Consider the following 19,373-nt stretch of genomic DNA (forward strand, 5'->3'; position numbering starts at 1 on the left):
GACATCGATGCTGATACTCAGGTGACGGTGGCCGTGGCTCGGGGTCTGACTGACGCCCTGCTGGGCTGTCTTCGTGCTGAGCTGTCCGGCTGCCGGGACCTGTTCTCATGGCTCCGGCCGGGCGGAACAGGACCTGATAGGAGCTTGGTCAAGAAGCCCAACGCCGCCGGTGCCGGCGAGCCGTGCCCCGGCCTCAGGCGCCGGGCCGCAGGTTCCAGCCCGCGATGACCGGCCTGCCGTGCTCGGTGCCCAGCCGGCACACCGTCCCCGTCGCCAGCTGGAACAGCGCCCCGCCCGACGGCGGCAGCCCCAGCCACCGGGCCGTCAGCACCCGCAGGAAATGACCGTGCGCCACGAGCACCACGCTGCCCTCGGTGTCGGCGAACGCCGCGTCGACCTTGGCGAGCATGCGGTCCGCACGTTCCCCGACCTGCTCGGGCGTCTCCCCGGGGTGGTCCGGCGGCCCGGGCTCGACCCCGTCCCGGAACAGGAACCAGTCAGGGCGGGTGCGCTGGATCTCCGGGGTCGTGATGCCCTCGTAGCCGCCGTAGTCCCACTCCCGCAGATCCGGGTCGAGCCGCACCTCGCGCAGCCCGATCAGTTCCGCCGTCTCGCGGGCCCGCTGCAACGGACTGACGAACGCGGCCCCGATCCGGTGCGAGCGGATCATCGGCACCAGCTGCCGCGCCTCCTGGCGGCCGCGGTCGGTCAGCGGGATGTCGCTCCAGCCCGTGTGCCGACCGGACCGCGACCACTCGGTCTCACCGTGCCGCACGAGAAACAGGTCACTCATGCGTCAGAGGCTACGAGGACACGGCTCCGATCCGGCGCACTCACGCGCCCCGGCCACGACGCATCGCCCGCTCAGGCCACCTGCCGCCCCGGCGCGAGCTGTTGCTCCAGCGCGCGTTCGCACTCCGTCAGCGGCACGTCGGGGCGCAGGCGTTCCGGGTGCCAGGGTGGCACGTCCGCGGGCGGGGCAATCAGGTCGGCCGCCGGTATGCACACATACATGCGTCCCGCCGCGACCAGCGCACCGTAGATCGCCCTCAGCACGCGCACCGTCCTCGTCCTCCTCATCGCTGGCGGCCTTTCATGAGGTCCCCGCGGCCGCCAGACGCGGGGTGGAGACGGCGGGTGTCTCCTCCCGGCCGGCGTCCGCGGAGCCGGTCCACGTCCACAGGCCGGACAGCGCGACCAGGTCGGGGACGTGTCCCTCGGTCCACAGCCTGGCCGCCGCGGTGAGCACCGACTGACGGTCGGCCTCCGCCGTGCCCGGGCGGCCCGGGAGCAGCGGTATCGCGGCGCTGGCGCCCAGCCGGACCGCTCGGTGCCGGCGGGCGAAGGCGGTGAGCGTCTGCCGCGGGCCCGCCTCGATCAGCAGCATGTCGTCGGCGGCGAGCAGCGACTCCAGAGCCTGCTTGAAATACACCGTGTCCGTGATCTGGCGGGCCCAGAAGCGCGGGCTGAGCGCCTCGTCGGGGCCCAGCAGTTCCCCCGTGTATCCGGAGTAGAGCGGCAGCGTCGGCTGCCGCAGCGGAATGTCGCGGTACGCGGCTTCCACGGCCTCGGACGCGGGGGCCATGGCGGGGGAGTGGAAGGGGCTGGTGGCCGGCACGGTGACGACGGTCAGACCGTCGGCCCGCAGCCGCTCGGCGATCTCGGCGAGCGGCTCGGCGGAACCCGCCAGCATCGTCTGCTGGTTGGCGTTCACCGCGGCGATCGACACGTCGTCGCGGAGGTAGGGGCGCAGCCGCCGTTCGTCCGCGGCGACCGCGAGCATGCCGCCCGCCGGGATCTTCACGGCCTGGCGGACACGTTCGAGGACCATCGCAACGGCATCGGGCAGGGCGACGGCACCGGCGATGGTCGCGGCGACGAGTTCACCCGCGCTGTGGCCCAGCACCGCGGTGGGACGCACCCCCCAGCCGATCACCATGCGGCCGAGGGCGTAGTCGACCGCGAAGAGCAGCGGCTGGGCCCGGCGTACGTCGTCGACGGGGATCAGGGGGCGGCCCCGGGTGAGCCAGTCCGCGCGGATCCGCGGGCCTTCGTCGCCCATGTGGGACAGGGCCGCGTCGAAGGCGGCGGTGAACACCGGCTCCCGCCCGTACAGGCCGGCTGCCATGGCGTGGTGCTGCGAGCCCTGTCCCGGGAAGAGCAGGGCGACGGACCTGGGTGTGCGTACGGTGACGGGCTTTGCCTTGTGCACCGCGGAGGCTGACAGCGCGGCGACCGTGACGACGGCGCCGCGCACCGGTCCGGGTGCGGAGCCGCACGGCACCATGGTGGGCAGCGCCGGGAACCCCTCGTGGTGCAGGCCCGAGAGCAGCGGCAGCAGCTCGCCGCGCACCCGCTGTTCGTCCCGCTCGTCCCGTCCCGACCACAGCAGCAGCCGGTGGTGTGCCGGGTCGGTGGCGCGGTGACCGTGCCGCAGGGCCTTCAGCGGCGGTGACGCGTCGGGGCCCGCCGGGGCGGCGAGATCGAGGACGCCGATGACGGTGTCGCCGTCGGCCACGGCCTCCGCGGCCCGCCTGAGCGCGTACACGGTGATGGTCCCGGGCTCGGGCTCGTCGAATCCGGCAACGAGCGCGAAGTCCGCGACGCCGCTCTGGAGTTCCTCGTGCGCGAGGCGCAGGGCGCGGCCCGGTGCCGAGGCCGTCCGCACCGCGAATCCTTCGTGCTGAGGGGCGAGCCCCGGGTCCGGGGCGTGCGCACCGACGTACACGACCGTCCGTACGGGCAGGTCACGCGGAGCGCGGCCGAAGGCGCGCAGCACCGCGGAGACCGCGGCGGCCGACGCCGGCACGGGCGCCCTGTCCTCTCCGGCGGGCCCCGGACAGACCATCAGCCTCCGGATCACCGCGCTGTCAGCTGTCAGCGGCATGGATACCTCCTCGTGGGCCGCGAGCCGCGGCCGGTGGGGCCAGGTCCCGTAGGAACCAGGGGGAGTGGGGGGACCAGTGGGGCAGGGAAGGGGGCCGGTGGGCCGGGAGGAGAGGGCGGGCCGCCCCCGCGGCGGGGGATCCGGAAGTCGGGGCGGCCCGCCGGCCGGCTCAGGCCGCGGTGCCCTGGCCGGAGTTGATGAGCTCGAGCAGCGCGCGCGGCGTCTCGGCGTCGACGATCGCGTCGTCGGGGACGCTGATGCCGTACGTGCGCTGTATCTCGCCGATGACCTGCAGCAGAGCGAGCGAGTCGTAGCCCAGCTCAAGGAAGGGGGTGTCGAGGACGTCGCCGTCCAGGTCGATGCCCTCCTCCTCGCCGGCACTCTCGCGCAGCATCCGGGTCAGGTCGGCCAGGGTGACGGTGGTGGTCGTGGTGGTGGTCACGGTGGGTCCTCCGTTGGGTGATGTGAGTGGTGCCTGACTCAGGTGGCGGGAGTGGTGGCCACACAGGGGTGGTCACACGGTGGTGGTGACACGGTGGTGGTCACGCGGTGCGGCGTACGACGAGCGCCGCGTTGAAGCCGCCGTGGCCCCGCGCGAGCACCAGGGCGCTGCGCAGGTCCGCCTCCCGGGGAGCCCCGGTGACCAGGTCGATCGCGTAGTCCGCGGCGGCCTCGACGACGTGGGCGGTGGGCGGGATCACCCCGTCGCGCAGGGCGAGCAGGGCGGTGGCCGCGTCGAGGGCGGCGCCGCCGGCGAGCAGCCGCCCGGTCATCGACTTGGGGGCGGTCACCGGCACGGCGCGCGGACCGAACACGGTCACCAGGGCCTCGGCCTCGGCCCGGTCCAGCTCCGGGACGCCGGCCGCGTCGGCGAAGACGACGTCGATGTCGGCGGGGGTGAGCCCCGCGTCGGCGACGGCGGTGCGGGCGGCCCTGGCCAGGCCCGGCGGGCGGCCCGAACCGGGAGCCGGGTCGAGGGTGGCGGCGTACCCGGCGATCTCACCGTAGACATGGGCGGCGCCGCGCTCGCGGGCGGCCGCCAGGTCCTCGGCGACCAGGATCGCCCCGCCCTCGCCCGGCACGTATCCGCTCGCCTCGGTCGAGAAGGGCAGGAAGGCGCGGGCCGGGTCCGGCACGGTGCTCATCAGGCCGGAGGCGAGCTGCGGCACCCAGCCCCAGGGGCAGATGCCCGCGTCGACGCCTCCGGAGACCACCGCCTGGAATCCACGGCGGACATGGCGGCGGGCCTGCCCGATCGCGTCGATGCCGCCTGCCTGTTCCGTGAGCAGCACGCCGCTCGGGCCGCGCAGCTTGTGCCGGATGGAGATCTGGCCGGTGTTGACGGCGTAGAACCAGGCGAAGGACTGGTACGCGCTGACGTGCTCCTTGCCCTTGCTCCACAGGTTCTGCAGCTCGCGCTGGCCGAACTCGACGGCGCCGCCGGACGCCGAGGTGACCACGCCCATGCCGTACTCGGGCAGTTCGCCGGTGTCGAGGCCGGCGTCCTCCAGGGCCCATTCCGCGGCGGCCAGGGCCAGCCGGGTCATGTGGTCGGTCTGCGGCATGAGCCGGCTGGGGATGTGCTCCTCGGCGACGAACCCCGGCACCTCGCCGGCCAGCCGGGCCGGATATCGCGAGGCGTCGAAGCGGGTGACCGGGCCGATGCCCGACTCGCCGGCCAGTGTCGCCTTCCAGTAGTCCTCGGTGCCCAGGCCGTTGGGCGCGACGACGCCGAGTCCGGTCACCACGGTGGACGTGGTCATGCGATGCTCCTCTCCGGTCGCGCGAGGACCATCGCGCTCTGGAAGCCGCCGAAGCCGCTGCCCACGCTGAGAACGACGTCCGGCTTCTTCTCCCGGGCGGTCAACGGGATGTAGTCGAGGTCGAGTTCGGGATCCGGTTCGTGCAGGTTCGCGGTGGGCGGCAGCACTCCGTGTTCCATGGCGAGGGCACAGGCGGCGATCTCCAGGGAGCCGATCGCGCCGAGCGAGTGCCCGATCATCGACTTGATGGAGCTGACCGGGGTCCGGTACGCGTGCTCCCCGAGGCTGCGCTTGAACGCACCCGTCTCGTGGCGGTCGTTCATCTTGGTGCCCGAGCCGTGCGCGTTGATGTAGCCGATCGTGGTCGGATCCAGCCGGGCCTCGGTGAGGGCGGCGTCGATGGCCTCCGACATCTCCCGGCCGTCCGGCTTCAGCCCGGTCATGTGGAACGCGTTGCAGCGCTGGGCGAAGCCCGCGATCTCGGCGTAGATGTGCGCGCCCCGGCGCCGCGCGCTCTCCAGCTCCTCCAGGACCAGCACGGCCGCACCCTCACCGAGCACCAGACCGCTGCGGGTCCGGTCGAAGGGCCGGCAGGCGCTCTCCGGGGTGTCGTTGCGCGGGGTGGTGGCGTGGATGGCGTCGAAGCAGGCGGAGGTGATCGGGGAGATCGGGGCCTCGGTCGCGCCGGCGATCATCACGTCGCAGGTGCCCTCGCGGATCAGCTCCACCGCGTGGCCGAGCGAGTCCAGGCCCGAGGTGCAGCCGGTGGAGACGACGGCCGCGGGTCCCTCCGCCCCCGCCGCCCGGCCCACTTCGGCGGCCATCGAGCTGGGTACGAAGTGCCGGTACAGCTCGGGGACCGCGTACTCGTGGTCGACGAGCCACTTGCGGCCGCCGTCGCTGACCACCGCGTACTCGCGTTCCAGGCTGGTGGTGCAGCCGACCGCGCTGCCCAGGGAGGTGCCGATCCGGCCCGGGTCGAGGGCCGAGGCGTCCAGGCCGCTGTCGGCGAGCGCCTCACGGGTGGAGACCACCGCGAACTGGGCGGCCCGGTCGAGGCGTCGGGTCTCCTGCTGCGAGAGCCCGGCGGCCAGCGGGTCGAAGTCGCACTCGGCGGCGACCCGGGAGCGGAACTGGGAGGGGTCGTAGAAGGAGATGGTGCGCGTGGCGGTACGGCCCGCGGTGAGCAGGTCCCAGTACTCCTTGACGCCGATCCCGCCAGGGGCCACGGCGCCCAGTCCGGTGATGGCAACTCGACGCATCATCTACCTCGCCTTCGACGGGGCGGAGTGCTTCGCGCACTCCCTGCCGGATGGAACTGTGCGGGCCACTGTCGATCCCTTCGTCCGGAGCACTGGGGTGTTTCGGTGGCCGGGGCGCGCTGGGTTGAGTTCTCGCCCCGGCCGACCGGCCCGGACGGCCGCCCGCTTGTGACAGGCCGCCGTATCCGGTAAGCCGGTGAGCCCATGGAACGTGCAGGTCCTCGACGGCCGCTCGGGTCCGCGTGGACCTGCGGCGATGGCCGCTCAGGTGGGGACGTTGCCATGCTTGCGAGCAGGTATTTCGGCCTTTTTTCCGCGCAGCATCGCCAGTGAGCGGATCAGCACGGAGCGGGTCTCGGCCGGCTCGATGACGTCGTCCACCAGGCCGCGTTCGGCGGCGTAGTAGGGGTGCATCAGCTCGGTGCGGTACTCCTTGATGCGCTGCGCCCGCACCGCTTCGGGGTCGTCGGCCGCGTTGATCTCGCGGCGGAAGATGACGTTCGCGGCGCCCTCTGCGCCCATCACGGCGATCTCGTTGGTCGGCCAGGCGAAGGACAGGTCGCAGCCGATGGAGCGGGAGTCCATGACGATGTAGGCGCCGCCGTACGCCTTGCGCAGCACCACGGAGATCCGGGGCACGGTGGCGTTGCAGTAGGCGTACAGCAGCTTCGCCCCGTGCCGGATGATCCCGTTGTGCTCCTGGTCGACGCCCGGCAGGAAGCCCGGTACGTCGACCAGGGTGACCAGCGGGATGTTGAACGCGTCGCAGGTGGAGACGAAGCGGGCGGCCTTCTCGCTGGCGTGGATGTCGAGCACGCCGGCGAGCACGGCGGGCTGGTTGGCGACGATGCCCACGGGGTGCCCGTCGAGCCGGGCGAGCGCGCACACCACGTTGCGTGCCCACGCCTCGTGGACCTCGAAGTACTCGCCGTCGTCGACGACTTCCCCGATGACGGCGCGGATGTCGTACGAGCGCCCCGGCTCGGCCGGCACGAGGTCGCACAGGGCCTCCGTGCGCCGGTCGGCGGGGTCGCCGGACGGCGCCGCGGGCGGCAACTCCCGGTTGTTGGACGGCAGCAGGGAGACCAGGAACCGTACGTCCTCAAGGCACTCGGTCTCGTCGTCGTACGCGAAGTGGCAGACACCGGAGACCGTCGAGTGCGGCTCGGCGCCGCCCAGGCCGTTGTGCGTGATCCTCTCGCCGGTGACCGCCTGGACCACGTCGGGCCCGGTGATGAACATCTGGGCGGTCTCGCGCACCATGAACACGAAGTCGGTGAGCGCGGGCGAGTAGGCGGCGCCCCCGGCACACGGGCCGAGCATCACGCTGATCTGCGGGATGACCCCGGAGGCCGCCACGTTGCGGCAGAAGATCCCGCCGTAGCCGGCGAGCGCGGTGACGCCTTCCTGGATGCGGGCACCGGCGCCGTCGTTGAGCGACACCAGCGGCGCTCCGGCCGCCTGCGCGAGGTCCATCACCTTGTGCACCTTGGCGGCGTGGGCCTCACCGAGCGCTCCCGCGAACACCCTGAAGTCGTGGGCGTAGGCGAACACGGTGCGGCCGTGGACCAGGCCCCAGCCGATGACCACGCCGTCGCCGTGCGGCTTCCTGTCCTCCAGGCCGAATCCGGTGGCGCGGTGCCTGCGCAGCGGTTCGATCTCGGTGAAGGTGCCCTCGTCGAAGAGGACCGCCAGCCGTTCGTGAGCGGTGAGCTTGTTCTTCGCGTGCTGTCGCCGGGTGGCCTCGGGATCGGGGCCGCGGCCCGCCTCCTCTTTGGTACGGCGCAGTTCCGCGGCGGCTCGTCGCAGGTCAGGGGCGGCTGAGGAGACCGTGAGGTCGTCGAGGATCGTCATCGGCCGAACGTAGGGCCGGCGGCTCGAACGTGGGTCGAGACACCGCCGGGCCCGACCGGGTTCCGGGTCAGCCGGCGGCGGAGGAGGGCACCTGGCGGTGCACCTCCAGGTCCAGCTCGGGGTCCGCGGCGAGGATCGACTGGTGCAGCCGCCGCAGCCGGGACGACGGTTCGATGCCGAGCTCCTCGACGAGCGAACCACGCAGCCGCTGGTAGGCCTCCAGGGCCCGCCACGCGTTGTTGGAGCGGTGCAGCGCGGTCATCAGATGGGCACAGAAGTTCTCGTGCATGGGGTGCCTGGCCACCAGCACGCGCAGTTCGGGCACGATCTCCGCGTGCCGGCCGAGATACAGGTCGGCCTCGATGCGCCGCTCCAGGGCCGCCATCCGGTCCTCCTCGAGCCGCAGGGACTCCAGTTCGAGCACACTGCCCAGGCGTACGTCCACCAGGGCGGGCCCCTGCCACAACGCCAGGGCCCTGCGCAGGAGTTCGGCGGCGGTGCGGTGGTCGCCCGCCTCGTGAGCGTCGCGCCCGGAGGCACACAGCTGCTCGAATTCCTGTACGTCGATCTGTCCCGGCTGCACCTCAAGGAGGTAGCCCCCGTGCTGGGTGACGAGGATGTCCTTGGGCCGGCGGGTCGCGTCGCCCTCCAGGGCGGCCGCGATCTTGCGCCGCAGCTGCAGGATGTACGTCTGCAGGGTGGTGGCGGCGCTGCGCGGTATGTCCTCGCCCCAGATCTCCTCCATCAGCGTCGGCACGGTGACGACGCGTCCGGTCTGCAGGGCGAGCAGGGCGAGAATCTGCCGCGGTTTCGCGGCGGTCGGTACGACCGACACTCCGTTCAGTTCGGCCGTGAGTCGCCCCAGTATCCTGATGTCCATGTGATCACTCTCCCGTCTCGCACGGGCGGTGCCCGCCCCCGTGTCGCCTGGGCGGTGCCGTCGGCCGCGGGCCGCGGTCGTTGCCTCCCGAGCATGCCAAGAGCCTGGCAGGAGCCGCGTTCCAGCCACAGTGCGCGACTCATGAAGAGGCCTATGAAAATGTCATGGCGCGATGGTGAGCCCGGCACTGTGCGCCTTCGAAGAGCGCCCTCCAGAATTCGGTGTCGCGGGATACGCCGAACGAATTCCCGATTCGCAGCGCCTCTCAACACACTCAGGACTCTGGAGGGTTCCATGAGCACGTTGATCATGCCCGCCCCGGCCCGTCGGGCCCATGCGACCTCGCAGGACCACCGCATCGCACTCCTCACGGCCCGTGCGGGACTCGAACCGGAACTGGCCGCGCGCTACCTCGCCGACCCGGTGTCGGTCCTCGCGGAGTTCGGGGTCGCGGCGGCGGAGCCGGTGTACCTGGCGGCAGCCGTAGGGGAAACGTTCGTGCTGGAGGACCTGGACCGGCCGGACACGTCCATCAGCTACGACAGCTGGTTCACCGGGCAGGAGCACGCCGTCGCCGGCTCGGGGACTCCCGCCGCATGAGCGGATCCTCCATGCCCTCCGCGGCACGGCAGGTGGGGTTCAAGCCCCACCTGCGCGTCGAGGTCGTCGGTGGAGAGGCCGTGTATCTGCTGTCGGAGCGCGGTACGACCGCGCTGCACGGCCCGCACGTCGAGGCCCTCGCCCCGCTGCTCGACGGGACCCGGACCCTGGAGGCCGTCTTCCTGGCGGCCGCCGGCGTGGTCGACGCGCCGGCGGCGGGCCGGACGATCGCCGCGCTCGCGGCGGCCGAACTCATCGGCTACCGCGCCCCGTCGACGGATGCCGCCGCGGAGGCCTACTGGGAACTCGCGGGCCTGAGCGGTGCGGGCGCCCAGGCGGCGCTGGGCAGCACTCCGGTGCACATCCTCGTGCTGGGCCGGACGGACCCCGGCCCCGTCCACCAGGAGTGCCGCGCCTCCGGCCTGACCCTGGCCGACGAGGAGACGTCCGCGGCGTTCACGCTGGTCGTGTGCGACGACTACCTCGACCCGGCACTGGCCGACGTGGACGCACGGCACCGGGCCGCGGGCCGGCCCTGGCTGCTCGCCAGGCCGTGTGGCGTCGAGGCCTGGGTGGGCCCGGTGTTCGGCACCCCCGAGCGGGCCTGCTGGTCCTGCCTGGCACACCGGCTGCGCGGACACCGCGCCACGCAGGCGCCGGTGCAGCGGGTGCTCGGACTGCCGGGCCCGGTGCCGCTGCCGCGCGCCTACCTGGCGTCCGTACGGGCGCTGGGACTGCAGAGCGCCGTCCTGGAGGCGATGAAGTGGGTCGCCGGGATGCGCCATGCCGAGCAGAGCGCCCTGTGCACTCTGGACACCCGCACCCTGCGCACCCACCACCACCCGGTGATCCGGCGCCCCCAGTGCCCCGAGTGCGGCGATCCCGGTCTGGTGGCGGCGAGCGTGCGGCGCCCGGTGACCTTCGCCTCCCGTCCGAAAACGGCCACGGCCGGCGGCGGCCACAGGGCCCTGTCGCCCGACGCCGTGCTCTCCCGCTACCGGCATCTCGTCGATCCGCTCACCGGTGTGGTGCCCGAGGTACGGCCGGCCTCCGGCACCCCCGACGGCCTCAACCGCTATGTGTCCGGGCGCAATCACGCCCTGCGCGCCGACTCGCTCGCCGGGCTGCGGCACGGGCTGCGCAGCCACAGCGGCGGCAAGGGCACCACGCCGGCCGAGGCCGAGGCCGGCGCGCTGTGCGAGGCGGTCGAGCGCTACAGCGCGACCCGGCACGGGGACGAGCCCGTCGTGGTCGACACACTCGCAGGGCTCGGCGACAGCGCGCTGCACCCCAACTCCTGCCAGCTGTACGCCGACCGGCAGTTCGCGGAGCGGGAGCGCTGGAACCGCTCGGCCGCCGCCTTCCAGCAGGTTCCGCCGCCTTTCGATCCGCACGCGCCCACGGAGTGGACCCCCGTGTGGTCGATGACCGCCGGCACCCACCGGCTACTGCCCACCTCGATGCTCTACTTCGGCCCCGCCCCGGGCCGACGGCCGTCCGCCCCGTGGGCGGACTCCAACGGCAACGCGGCCGGCAGCAGCCTGGAGGACGCGGCGCTCCAGGGGTTCCTGGAGGTGGTCGAGCGCGACGCGGTCGCCCTGTGGTGGTACAACCGCAGCCGGCTGCCCGGCGTCGACCTGGACGCCTTCGACGAACCCTGGCTCGGTCAGGTACGCGCCGCGTACGGCAGGCTGCGCCGTGACCTGTGGGTGCTGGACCTGACCGCGGACTTCGGCATCCCCGCCATGGCGGCCGTCTCCTGCCGCAACGACGGGACGGCGCAGCAGATCTGCTTCGGCTTCGGCGCCCACTTCGACCCGCGTACGGCACTGCGTCGCGCGGTGACCGAGATGGCCCAGCTGCTCCCGCCACCGGACGTGGACACACGGGCGGACGGTGAATTCGCCTCCCTCCACCCGGAGCTGGCCACCTGGTGGTCCCTGGCGACCACCCGGAATCAGCCATATCTCGTCCCGGACCCTGCCGAGTCGCCCCGTACACCGGCACGTTACGTGTGCGAACCGCGAAACGACCTGCTCAGCGACCTCACGGTGGCCCAGGACCTGGTACGCGGCCATGGCATGGAACTGCTCGTCCTCGATCAGACTCGGCCTGACGTGCGGCTTCCCGTGGTCAAGGTGATCGTCCCCGGGATGCGTCACTTCTGGGCCAGGTTCGCCCCCGGACGGCTCTACGAGGTTCCCGTGACCCTCGGTCGCAAACCGCACGCGACGGGTCACCGCGACCTCAACCCCATTCCTTTGTTCGTGTGAATCCGGCTGATTACAGCCATCGGTGGCCCGATCCCGCGGTGAGCCCTACCATGCGTTTCGCCATGTCCCCGGGGGTAGGAGGTCACGATGCCGGACGCTTTCCGTGGAACGGAAAGTACCGAGGGCGCCGAGAGTTCCCCGCCGGCAGCGATCCACCTGGCCATGGCCCCCCGCCTCGCCCGCACCATCGTCCTGCTCGTGCTGACCTGTTACTGCTTCATCGTCATCCTCAACGTGCTCCACACGGGCGGGGTGAACGCCGCCAGGATGACGGTCTGCATCGGCGTCGTCCTGCTCGAGTTTGGGGTGCAGTTCGCCCTCGCTCTGCCCGCCGCACGCGCATGGCCACTGCGGCGGCGGCTCGTCACCCTGGGTGTGCAGGCCGTCCTGACGTATCTGCCCGCTGCCTGGTTCGGACTCGACTGGGGCAGCATGCAGGGGCCGCTCGCCGCGACCATCCTGCTCACCCTGCCCAACCCCGTGGCCTGGCCGGTGTTCGGGGCCGTCGTGGCGGCCGCTCCGCTCTATCCGTTGCTGAAGGGCTCGGGCGTCCTCTACAGCGGCTATGTGCTCATCTCCGTCACGCTGGCGGGCCTCGTCATCTACGGCCTGACCCGGCTGACCGACCTCGTCCGCGAACTGCACGACACCCGCGAGCGGTTGGCTCGCATGGCCGTGACCCAGGAACGGCTGCGCTTCGCACGGGATCTGCACGACCTGCTCGGGTACAGCCTGTCCACCGTCACGCTCAAGGGCGAGCTCGTCAGCCGGCTGATCCCCGTCCGCCCGGAGCAGGCCGCCGAGGAGACCACGTCCCTGCTCCTCGTCGCCCGCCAGGCACTCGCCGACGTCCGGCTCGTCTCCCGCGGCTACCGGGACATGTCGCTGTGCGACGAGGCGGAGTCGGCGGCGAAGGTCCTGGTGTCGGCCGAGGTCCGCGTCGAGGTCGACATGCGCGTCGAGCGGCTGCACCCGGTGGTCGACACGGTGCTCGCGACAGCCCTGCGGGAAGGAGTCACCAACATCCTCCGCCACAGCAAGGCCGAGGTATGTACGATCAGGGCCACCAGCGGGACGGAAACGGTTCTGCTCACGTTGGTCAACGACGGGGTCACCGACGGGGGGAAGCCCGACGCGCGTTCCTGTGGTGGGAGCGGTCTGGGCAACCTCCGGACCCGGCTCACCGAGATCGGCGGAGAACTGACGGCCGGCGTCGACGAGGACGGTCTGTTCCGCCTCGACGCACGGGCACCGCTCCAACCGCATCAGGGGGAGGCCGGCACCACCACGGTCGCCGCCGCGCCCGGCACCGAGAGAGCCGCGGCCTGATCAGGCCCTGATCAGACGAGACACCGCTACCTGGGGGAGGTAACAGGTGCTGTCCATCAACATCCTTCTCGCCGAGGATGTGCACATGATTCGCGGCGCGCTGGTCGCGCTGCTGCAACTGGAGCCCGATCTGCGGGTCATCGCCTCCGTGGAACGGGGCGACACGATCGTCAGCACGGCACTCAAGGTCCGGCCCGACGTCGCGGTGATCGACGTCGACCTGCCGGGGATGGACGGTCTGACGGCCGCCGCCGAACTGCACGAACAGCTCCCCAGTTGCCGCTCCCTCATCCTCACCAGCCTGGGCAAGCCCGGCACCCTGCGCCGCGCCATGTCGGCCCATGTGTCGGGCTTCCTCCTGAAGGACTCCCCGCCCGACCAACTCGCCTCCGCCGTACGCTCGGTGGCGATGGGCGGACGTGTCGTGGACCCCCAGCTCGCCCTGACGGCCTGGGACTACCCCGACAATCCGCTCTCCCGCCGGGAGATGGAGGTGCTACGGCTCGCGGCCCGGGGAGCCGACGCCGCCGAGATCGCCGGATGCCTGTATCTGACCAAGGGAACCGTCCGCAACTACCTCACCTCGATCGTCGGCAAGCTCGGCGCCCGCAACCGCGTCGACGCCATCCGCATCGCCGAGGAGGCCGGCTGGATTCCCTGAGCCGGCCCGGCCGGGTCCGGCCCCCAGCAGTGCGTCCAGCAGGCCCTCGTCCAGCGTCGTACCCACCGAGACGTCCGCCAGCTCCCCGAACCCGGTGTCGTGCACCGCAACGCTCACCACATGGCGGCCGCCCACGTCGAAGGTGCCGAACGTCCATCCGTCGTCCTCGGTGGCCGTGCCGTCGGGACGGACCAGACGGGCGCCCGACGACCCGTGCAGCGCGAAGCCGAACTCGGTGAAACGGAACCTGAGGCCCTGCCCGAGTGCCTTGCTGTAGGCCTCCTTGAGCGTCCACAGCCGCACCATCGTCTCGTTGCGGGAGCCCTCGCCGCACCGGTCGAGGTGCCTCTTCTCGAACGGGGTGCAGGCCTGTGCCTCGGAGCCGGTGTGTGCCAGACGGCGGTCGGCGCGCTCCACGTCGACCCCGATCCGGCCCCTGCGGGTGACGCCGACGACCATCGTCTCGTCCGTGTGGCTCAGACTGAGGTCGATCTGGTCCAGGCCGCGCACATAGGGGCGCCCACCCGGCTGATACGCCAGGTCCACCAGCTGCGGCTGGGTGCGCAGGGCCGCCGCGGCGGTGTAGCGCACGAAGAGCCGGGAGGCGAGGAAGCGCTCCCGCATCCCGGCCCTGCCGAGTTTCTCGTAGCGGATCCAGTCACGGCCGAGGAGGGCGCGCAGCTGTTCCGCGTCGGCGTCCGGCTGCCAGCCGGGCATCCTGCCGTACACCAGGACGCTGCCGCTGCGCACGAGTTCGTCGCGCACCCGCCCCCAGGGACCGTCAGGTCCCGGCGCCTCGATCGGACGGCTGATCGGTGTCACCGGGTTCACGCCCCGGCCAGCGCCGCCGCCAGCGGTCCGGCGTCGAGCGCGGAGATCACCCCGGCCAGGTCCACCGCGTCGCTCTCCGGACCCCGGCACACCGCCAGGCAGGTCGGCCCGTCATTGCCGCCCATCCGGCGCAGGAACGGGGTGAGGACCACCCGGGGGCCGATCTCCACCACATGGGTCGGGGTCTGCTGCGCGAGCATCGCCCGGGCGGCGTCGGCGAAGCGGACGGGGGAGGTGATCTGCTCGCTCCAGTACGGCCCGTACAGCGGCTCGGTGGTCAGCCTGCCGTACACGGTGGAGTAGAACGGCACCCGGGCCGGACCGCCGGCCACCCGGTGGGCGACCGCGTCGAACCTCGGCACCATGGGCGCCATCAGAGGCGAGTGGAAGGGGTGGGTCACCGTCAGATGGCGGCAGGCGATGCCCCGGCCCTCCAGCTGCTCCTGGATGCGTTCGAGTCCCGCGCGGTCCCCGGAGAGCACGGTGGCCTTGGCGGCGTTGATGGCGCCGATGCCGACGCCCGGCTCGGCGGCGACCAGTTCGGCCGCCTCGAACGGGGCGGCGCAGGTGGCCATCATGCCGCCGCCGGAGGGGAGGTACTGCATGAAGGCGCCGCGCAGCGCGACCAGTCGGGCGGCGTCGGGCAGCGACAGGGCGCCCGCGACGGCGGCCGCCGCGAACTCCCCGATGCCATGGCCGAGTACGGCGACCGGGGTCACGCCCTCGTCCCGCAGGGTCTGCGCGAGGGCGTACTCGACGGCGAACAGCGCGGGCTGGGTGAACGCGGTCTGGTGGATGCGCGGGTCGTTGCCGAGGATCAGCTCCACCACGGAGGTCCCGGTGTAGGGCAGCAACTCGGCGGCGGCCTCGGCGAGATGGGCACGGTAGCCGGTGCAGTCCCGGTAGAGCCCGGAGGTCATACCCGGGTGCTGGGAACCCTGACCGGTGAACGCGAAAGCCGCCCTGACCAGGCCGCCGCCCGCCGGACGCGGGTCGCGGTGCGCCATGTGCCGGGCCAGCTCGCGCACCGTGGGGTAGGCCGCGATGTCGGTGGGATCGATCAGCGGACCGAACTCCTCCTCGATGTCGCCGTACAGGCTGAGGGTGGCCACCGAGTCGAGTCCGTACTCGTGGAAGGGCACGCTCTCGTCCACCGGCACACCGAGATAGTGGGTGAGCCGCTCCGTGAGCCATTCGCGGTGGGCCACGTCGAACGAGTCGTCGTGCGCGTCGTCGTGCTGTGGTTCGGGCATGGTCGGTGCTCCATCTCGGGCGCGGGTGGATACCTCCGCCGGCGGGAAGCGGGTCCTCGTGGCGGCGCTACTCGGGCACTTGGCCGGTGCGGTGGGACAGCGTGCCGGGCGGCGTGGGGGCGTGCCCGGACTTCCCCGGGGTCGCTCGGGCGAGTGCGGAGCCGTACAGGTCGTAGCTTCGGCGGTCGTGCAGGCGGTCCAGGGCCTCAGCGAGCACCCGCTGTTCGCAGGTGGCGACCGAGTCGGGCAGGGACAGGCCGAGGCGGCGGCCCAGGCGGTGGAGCACCGCGGACGGCCAGGCCGGATCGGCCAGGAACGTGTCGGTGCCGGCCAGCGCCTGTTCACGCCAGACCCCCAGACAGCAGGCCGCCGCCAGGACCATGGTGTAGCGGTCGGCCAGCGCGAAGTTGCGCGGGCTGCCCAGCGCCCCGCGGTCGCCGGGGTCGACCTCGGCGAACGCCCTGGCCAGATCCGCCAGTTCACCGGTGACGGCCCGCGCCAGCGAGCGCAGCAGGGGCCAGTCCTCGCGTCCCGGGACGGAGACGTCGGCCGACTCCAGCCACTCGGTGCACGCGATCAGCGTCGCGGCCAGCGGGTCGCTGTCGCCGAGCAGGGACAGACGCGGCAGATCGAGCGGCGGCAGATCCTCATGGGGCCTGAACAGCGCGGCGGGCGCCTCCTGTTCGGCGAACCAGCTGTGCCGGGCGAAGTGCGGCAGCTGCGGCAGGATGCTGACCTGCCGGCCCGCGCTGCCGGCGTGGCCCAGCGAGGTGACGGGAAGGTCCCGCAGCTGCTTCTGGAACATGCCGTACGCCCCGCTCACCGCGAAGCTCTCCTCGCCGAGCACCGCCGACATCTCGTCCATCGTCTCGGCGGCCAGCCGCGGCGCCAGATAGGCGGCCGACGCCGCGTACACGCTCATCTGCCGCGGCAGCAGATGCAGCGACCGGGTGGCGACCAGGGCGAGGCAGTCGATGAGCAGCAGATCGAGGAAGGCCCCCGTCAGCACGTCGCGCACATGCCGTACGTCGAGAGACGAACGGCCGTCGTCCCGGGGCCGGGTGGCGAAGACGGCCACGGTCCGCAGCGCGGTGTCCACGCCCGCCAGCACGATCGACGGGATGAGGCCGCGGATCATCAGGGAGGACCGCAGCGACAGTTCGTAGCCGTCGCCGACCCCGCCGACCACGGCGCTGCCGGGCACCGTGCAGTCGGTGAACGCCAGCCCGCCGAACTCGGCGCTGCGCATACCGGTGGTGGAGTGCCGTTCGAGGTCGGTGATCCGGTCGGCGGGCAGGGCGGCGCGGTCGAGCACCAGCACCGAGTGGCTGCGGCCCCCGCCCGGGGCGTCCGACGTACGGGCGAAGACCACCAGGCCCCGGGAGCGCGCCGCGTTGGCGATCGCCGTCTTGCTGCCGTTCACGCACAGGCCCCCGGCGACGGGACGGGCGGTCAGCTCGTCGCGGACGAAGTCGTTGCCGTGCGCCACCTCGTGCCGTGCGACGGCGACCCGGTCGCCGCCCAGCAGCAGCCCGGCGACGAAGCGCTGCTGCTCAGCGGTGCCCGCGGTCCATACCGGTACGGCGGCGAAGAAGCAGCTGAGGCCGTGGCCGAAGGCGACGGAGGCGTCCCGGCGGAACAGCGGGCGCAGCAGGCGGCCGAGGACGTCCATGCGCCGTAGTCGGCCGCCGAGTTCCTCCGGTACGAACTCGGAGTTGAGGGCGAACGCGTCCAGGACCCGTTCGGCGCCGGGAACCTGTTCGCCTGCGGCGTCGGCGGCGAGGAGAGCCGCGCCGCCCAGGGGGTTTTCGGGGTCGTCGAGGGGGCCGAAGGCGGATTCCAGGGCGTCGATGCGGGTGCGCTCCGCGGGGGGTGCCGCGATGGGTCGCCGGGCGTCTGCGGGTTCGCCGTGGCCGGTCGCGCCCCGCGGCGGAGCCGCGTATCGAGACAGCCCCGCGCCTCCTTGGGGCGCTGCAGGCACCGTCGCCCCATCGGACAAGGCGCTCATCGGCGTTCCCTTCGGGGCGTGGTGCGCTGTACGAGTTGTGCGACCTCCGGGTCGACCCACTGGTGCAGGGGGGTGAGTTCGCCGTTGAGGAACATGCGGCGCATGGCGGCGCGTTCGAGCTTGCCGCTGGTGGTGCGGCGGACCGTGCCGGGGCGTACCAGCAGCACTCCGCCGGCGGCCACGTCGTACTGGTCGTGGAGCCGTCGCTGGACGCTGGTGGTGAGTTCGGCCAGATCGACGCCGTAGCGGCTGCGCGCCCGCAACTCCTGTACGACGACGACGCGTTCGCGCTCGCCGGGCACCCCGAACGCCGTGCCGGAGCCGAACAGGGCGCTGACCTCACGCACCGTGCGCTCCAGGTCCTGCGGGTAGAGGTTGCGGCCCGCCACCACGATCATGTCCTTGATCCGGCCGGTCACACAGAGCCGCCCGTCGACGAGGGTGCCGAGGTCCCCGGTGCGCAGATAGCCGCCCTCGCCGTCCTTGATCCGTCCGCCGAAGGTGTCGGCGCTCTCCCTGGGCCTCGCCCAGTAGCCGCGGGAGACCGTCTCGCCGCGCACCCAGATCTCCCCGACCAGGCCGTCGTCGAGCGGTACCTGGGTGTCCGGATCGACGATCCGCACCTCGGCACCGGTGGCCCGGCCGCAGGACACGACCTCGGCCACCGCCCCCACGGCATCCGGCGGGGCGGGCAGCTTGAGGGTGTCGAACCCCCGGGCGGCGCGGTCGCCGGAGACCAGCAGTGTCGCCTCGGCCAGGCCGTAGCAGGGCACGAGCGCCTCGGGGCGCAGTCCCGCCGGGGCGAAGCGTTCACGAAAGGCCCGCAGGGTGGCGGCGTTCACGGGTTCGCCGCCGCTGACGGCGACCTGCCAGCCGGACAGGTCGAGGCCGGCGAGCTGGCTGTCGTTGACACGGCGCACGCACAGGTCGTACGCGAAGTCGGGGGCGCCGCTGACGGTGAGGCCGTAGCGCGAGATGGTCTCCAGCCAGTGGGCCGGGCGCTTGACGAAGGCGATGGGGGAGAGCAGGACGGCGGTGCCGCCGAGCCACAGGGCGTGCAGCAACTGCCCGACCAGGCCCATGTCGTGGTGCAGCGGCAGCCAGCCGCCGATCCTGGCGCCCGGTACGGTGCCGAGCGCCTCGTGGATCGCGCGGTGGTTGGCGAGCAGGGCGCGGTGCGTCACGATCACCCCGCGCGGCTCGCGCGTCGAGCCCGAGGTGTACTGCAGGAACGCCACGTCGTCGGGCTCCTGCCGCGGCGGCTGCCACGGTTCGCCGTCGTCCGCGACGGTGACGTCCATGACGTCGGCGTCGGTGGGGACGCAGGTGATGTACCCGTGTCCGGTGCGTGCCATGAGCTGGGTGACGTCGGGGGCCTCGGCGAGCGAGGTCAGCACACAGCCGGCGGCGGCGTCCTTGACGATGCCCGCGATGCGCTCGTCGTGCCGGCCAAGGTCCCCGGGCGGCGCGGCGGGCACCGCGATCACGCCCGCGTACAGGCAGGCCAGGAAGGCGATGCCGAACAGCTTGCGCGAGGTGTGCAGGATCAGTACGCGCTCGCCGGGTGCCGCGTGACGCCCGATCCGGACGGCCACGATGCGCGCCGCCCGGTCGAGCTCGGCGTAGGAGAGAGTCTCGGGCCGCAGTGCTCCGTCCCACTCGGTGAGGAGGATCAGCGCCTCACGGTCGGGTGACTCGGCGACCCTGCCGCGCACGATGTCGGTGAATGTCCGATGGCCGGTCAACGCCCTCCCCTTTCGCTGTCGGATTCC

General features: G+C 72.5%; 15 protein-coding genes and 1 pseudogene. 4 read left to right on the forward strand and 12 right to left on the reverse strand.

Translation table 11 applies throughout. From position 1 onward, the window contains the following. Nucleotides 1-193: 193 nt before the first annotated feature. From ACYUED_RS35285 to ACYUED_RS35320, 8 genes are all read right to left on the reverse strand, one after another. Nucleotides 194-793, reverse strand: a complete 600-nt coding sequence (locus ACYUED_RS35285) for a histidine phosphatase family protein (RefSeq protein WP_491288648.1) — start codon at nt 791-793, stop codon at nt 194-196. Nucleotides 794-864: 71 nt separating this feature from the next. Continuing rightward, complete coding sequence (locus ACYUED_RS35290) at nt 865-1,062, reverse strand: DUF6059 family protein (RefSeq protein ID WP_491288649.1); 198 nt, start codon at nt 1,060-1,062, stop codon at nt 865-867. 31 nt (nt 1,063-1,093) lie between these two features. Continuing rightward, nucleotides 1,094-2,887 (reverse strand): acyltransferase domain-containing protein, encoded by a 1,794-nt coding sequence (locus ACYUED_RS35295; RefSeq protein WP_491288650.1) that lies wholly within the window; start codon nt 2,885-2,887, stop codon nt 1,094-1,096. Nucleotides 2,888-3,056: 169 nt separating this feature from the next. Then, entirely contained in the window at nt 3,057-3,281 is a 225-nt protein-coding gene (locus ACYUED_RS35300; protein WP_266531677.1) for an acyl carrier protein, read from the reverse strand. Between the two features lie 148 nt (nt 3,282-3,429). Beyond that, entirely contained in the window at nt 3,430-4,650 is a 1,221-nt protein-coding gene (locus ACYUED_RS35305) for a ketosynthase chain-length factor (RefSeq protein WP_491288651.1), read from the reverse strand. Beyond that, nucleotides 4,647-5,912: a beta-ketoacyl-[acyl-carrier-protein] synthase family protein gene (locus ACYUED_RS35310; protein WP_491294576.1), complete on the reverse strand. Its 1,266-nt coding sequence runs from the start codon at nt 5,910-5,912 to the stop codon at nt 4,647-4,649. The genes ACYUED_RS35305 and ACYUED_RS35310 overlap by 4 nt, the downstream gene beginning before the upstream one ends. A 264-nt stretch (nt 5,913-6,176) precedes the next feature. Beyond that, on the reverse strand, nt 6,177-7,766 hold the full coding sequence (locus ACYUED_RS35315; protein WP_491288652.1) for an acyl-CoA carboxylase subunit beta: 1,590 nt from the start codon (nt 7,764-7,766) through the stop codon (nt 6,177-6,179). Nucleotides 7,767-7,833: 67 nt separating this feature from the next. After that, nucleotides 7,834-8,646 (reverse strand): AfsR/SARP family transcriptional regulator, encoded by an 813-nt coding sequence (locus ACYUED_RS35320; protein WP_491288653.1) that lies wholly within the window; start codon nt 8,644-8,646, stop codon nt 7,834-7,836. Between the two features lie 294 nt (nt 8,647-8,940). Between ACYUED_RS35320 and ACYUED_RS35325 the strand changes: the two genes are divergently transcribed. The 4 genes from ACYUED_RS35325 (at nt 8,941) to ACYUED_RS35340 (ending at nt 13,509) form a co-directional block, all read left to right on the forward strand. Beyond that, complete coding sequence (locus ACYUED_RS35325; protein WP_491288654.1) at nt 8,941-9,246, forward strand: hypothetical protein; 306 nt, start codon at nt 8,941-8,943, stop codon at nt 9,244-9,246. Then, on the forward strand, nt 9,243-11,519 hold the full coding sequence (locus ACYUED_RS35330; protein WP_491288655.1) for a TOMM precursor leader peptide-binding protein: 2,277 nt from the start codon (nt 9,243-9,245) through the stop codon (nt 11,517-11,519). The genes ACYUED_RS35325 and ACYUED_RS35330 overlap by 4 nt, the downstream gene beginning before the upstream one ends. Before the next feature lie 87 nt (nt 11,520-11,606). After that, entirely contained in the window at nt 11,607-12,848 is a 1,242-nt protein-coding gene (locus ACYUED_RS35335) for a sensor histidine kinase (RefSeq protein ID WP_491288656.1), read from the forward strand. A 49-nt stretch (nt 12,849-12,897) separates the two neighbouring features. Next, entirely contained in the window at nt 12,898-13,509 is a 612-nt protein-coding gene (locus tag ACYUED_RS35340; protein ID WP_491294578.1) for a response regulator transcription factor, read from the forward strand. Nucleotides 13,510-13,668: 159 nt separating this feature from the next. Here ACYUED_RS35340 and ACYUED_RS35345 read toward each other — a convergent pair. The 4 genes and pseudogenes from ACYUED_RS35345 to ACYUED_RS35360 form a co-directional block, all read right to left on the reverse strand. Continuing rightward, nucleotides 13,669-14,226 (reverse strand): annotated as a pseudogene (locus tag ACYUED_RS35345) (4'-phosphopantetheinyl transferase family protein); the annotation flags it as partial. 110 nt (nt 14,227-14,336) lie between these two features. After that, on the reverse strand, nt 14,337-15,593 hold the full coding sequence (locus ACYUED_RS35350; protein WP_491288657.1) for an acyltransferase domain-containing protein: 1,257 nt from the start codon (nt 15,591-15,593) through the stop codon (nt 14,337-14,339). Nucleotides 15,594-15,660: 67 nt separating this feature from the next. Beyond that, entirely contained in the window at nt 15,661-17,601 is a 1,941-nt protein-coding gene (locus ACYUED_RS35355) for an acyl-CoA dehydrogenase family protein (RefSeq protein ID WP_491288658.1), read from the reverse strand. Beyond that, the gene (locus ACYUED_RS35360) at nt 17,598-19,346 is read right to left on the reverse strand and encodes a fatty acyl-AMP ligase (protein ID WP_491288659.1); all 1,749 of its coding nucleotides are present in this window, start codon (nt 19,344-19,346) and stop codon (nt 17,598-17,600) included. The genes ACYUED_RS35355 and ACYUED_RS35360 overlap by 4 nt, the downstream gene beginning before the upstream one ends. Nucleotides 19,347-19,373 lie beyond the last annotated feature (27 nt).

This window comes from Streptomyces sp. DF42, from assembly GCF_058267695.1.

Excerpts from the sequence above, each read along its gene's own strand:
- ACYUED_RS35325 (WP_491288654.1), top strand. The coding sequence starts at position 8,941 with ATGAGCACGTTGATCATGCCCGCCCCGGCCCGTCGGGCCCATGCGACC.
- ACYUED_RS35305 (WP_491288651.1), bottom strand. The coding sequence starts at position 4,650 with ATGACCACGTCCACCGTGGTGACCGGACTCGGCGTCGTCGCGCCCAAC.
- ACYUED_RS35295 (WP_491288650.1), bottom strand. The coding sequence starts at position 2,887 with ATGCCGCTGACAGCTGACAGCGCGGTGATCCGGAGGCTGATGGTCTGT.
- ACYUED_RS35315 (WP_491288652.1), bottom strand. The coding sequence starts at position 7,766 with ATGACGATCCTCGACGACCTCACGGTCTCCTCAGCCGCCCCTGACCTG.
- ACYUED_RS35350 (WP_491288657.1), bottom strand. The coding sequence starts at position 15,593 with ATGCCCGAACCACAGCACGACGACGCGCACGACGACTCGTTCGACGTG.
- ACYUED_RS35320 (WP_491288653.1), bottom strand. The coding sequence starts at position 8,646 with ATGGACATCAGGATACTGGGGCGACTCACGGCCGAACTGAACGGAGTG.
- ACYUED_RS35355 (WP_491288658.1), bottom strand. The coding sequence starts at position 17,601 with ATGAGCGCCTTGTCCGATGGGGCGACGGTGCCTGCAGCGCCCCAAGGA.
- ACYUED_RS35330 (WP_491288655.1), top strand. The coding sequence starts at position 9,243 with ATGAGCGGATCCTCCATGCCCTCCGCGGCACGGCAGGTGGGGTTCAAG.
- ACYUED_RS35300 (WP_266531677.1), bottom strand. The coding sequence starts at position 3,281 with ATGCTGCGCGAGAGTGCCGGCGAGGAGGAGGGCATCGACCTGGACGGC.
- ACYUED_RS35335 (WP_491288656.1), top strand. The coding sequence starts at position 11,607 with ATGCCGGACGCTTTCCGTGGAACGGAAAGTACCGAGGGCGCCGAGAGT.
- ACYUED_RS35310 (WP_491294576.1), bottom strand. The coding sequence starts at position 5,912 with ATGCGTCGAGTTGCCATCACCGGACTGGGCGCCGTGGCCCCTGGCGGG.
- ACYUED_RS35285 (WP_491288648.1), bottom strand. The coding sequence starts at position 793 with ATGAGTGACCTGTTTCTCGTGCGGCACGGTGAGACCGAGTGGTCGCGG.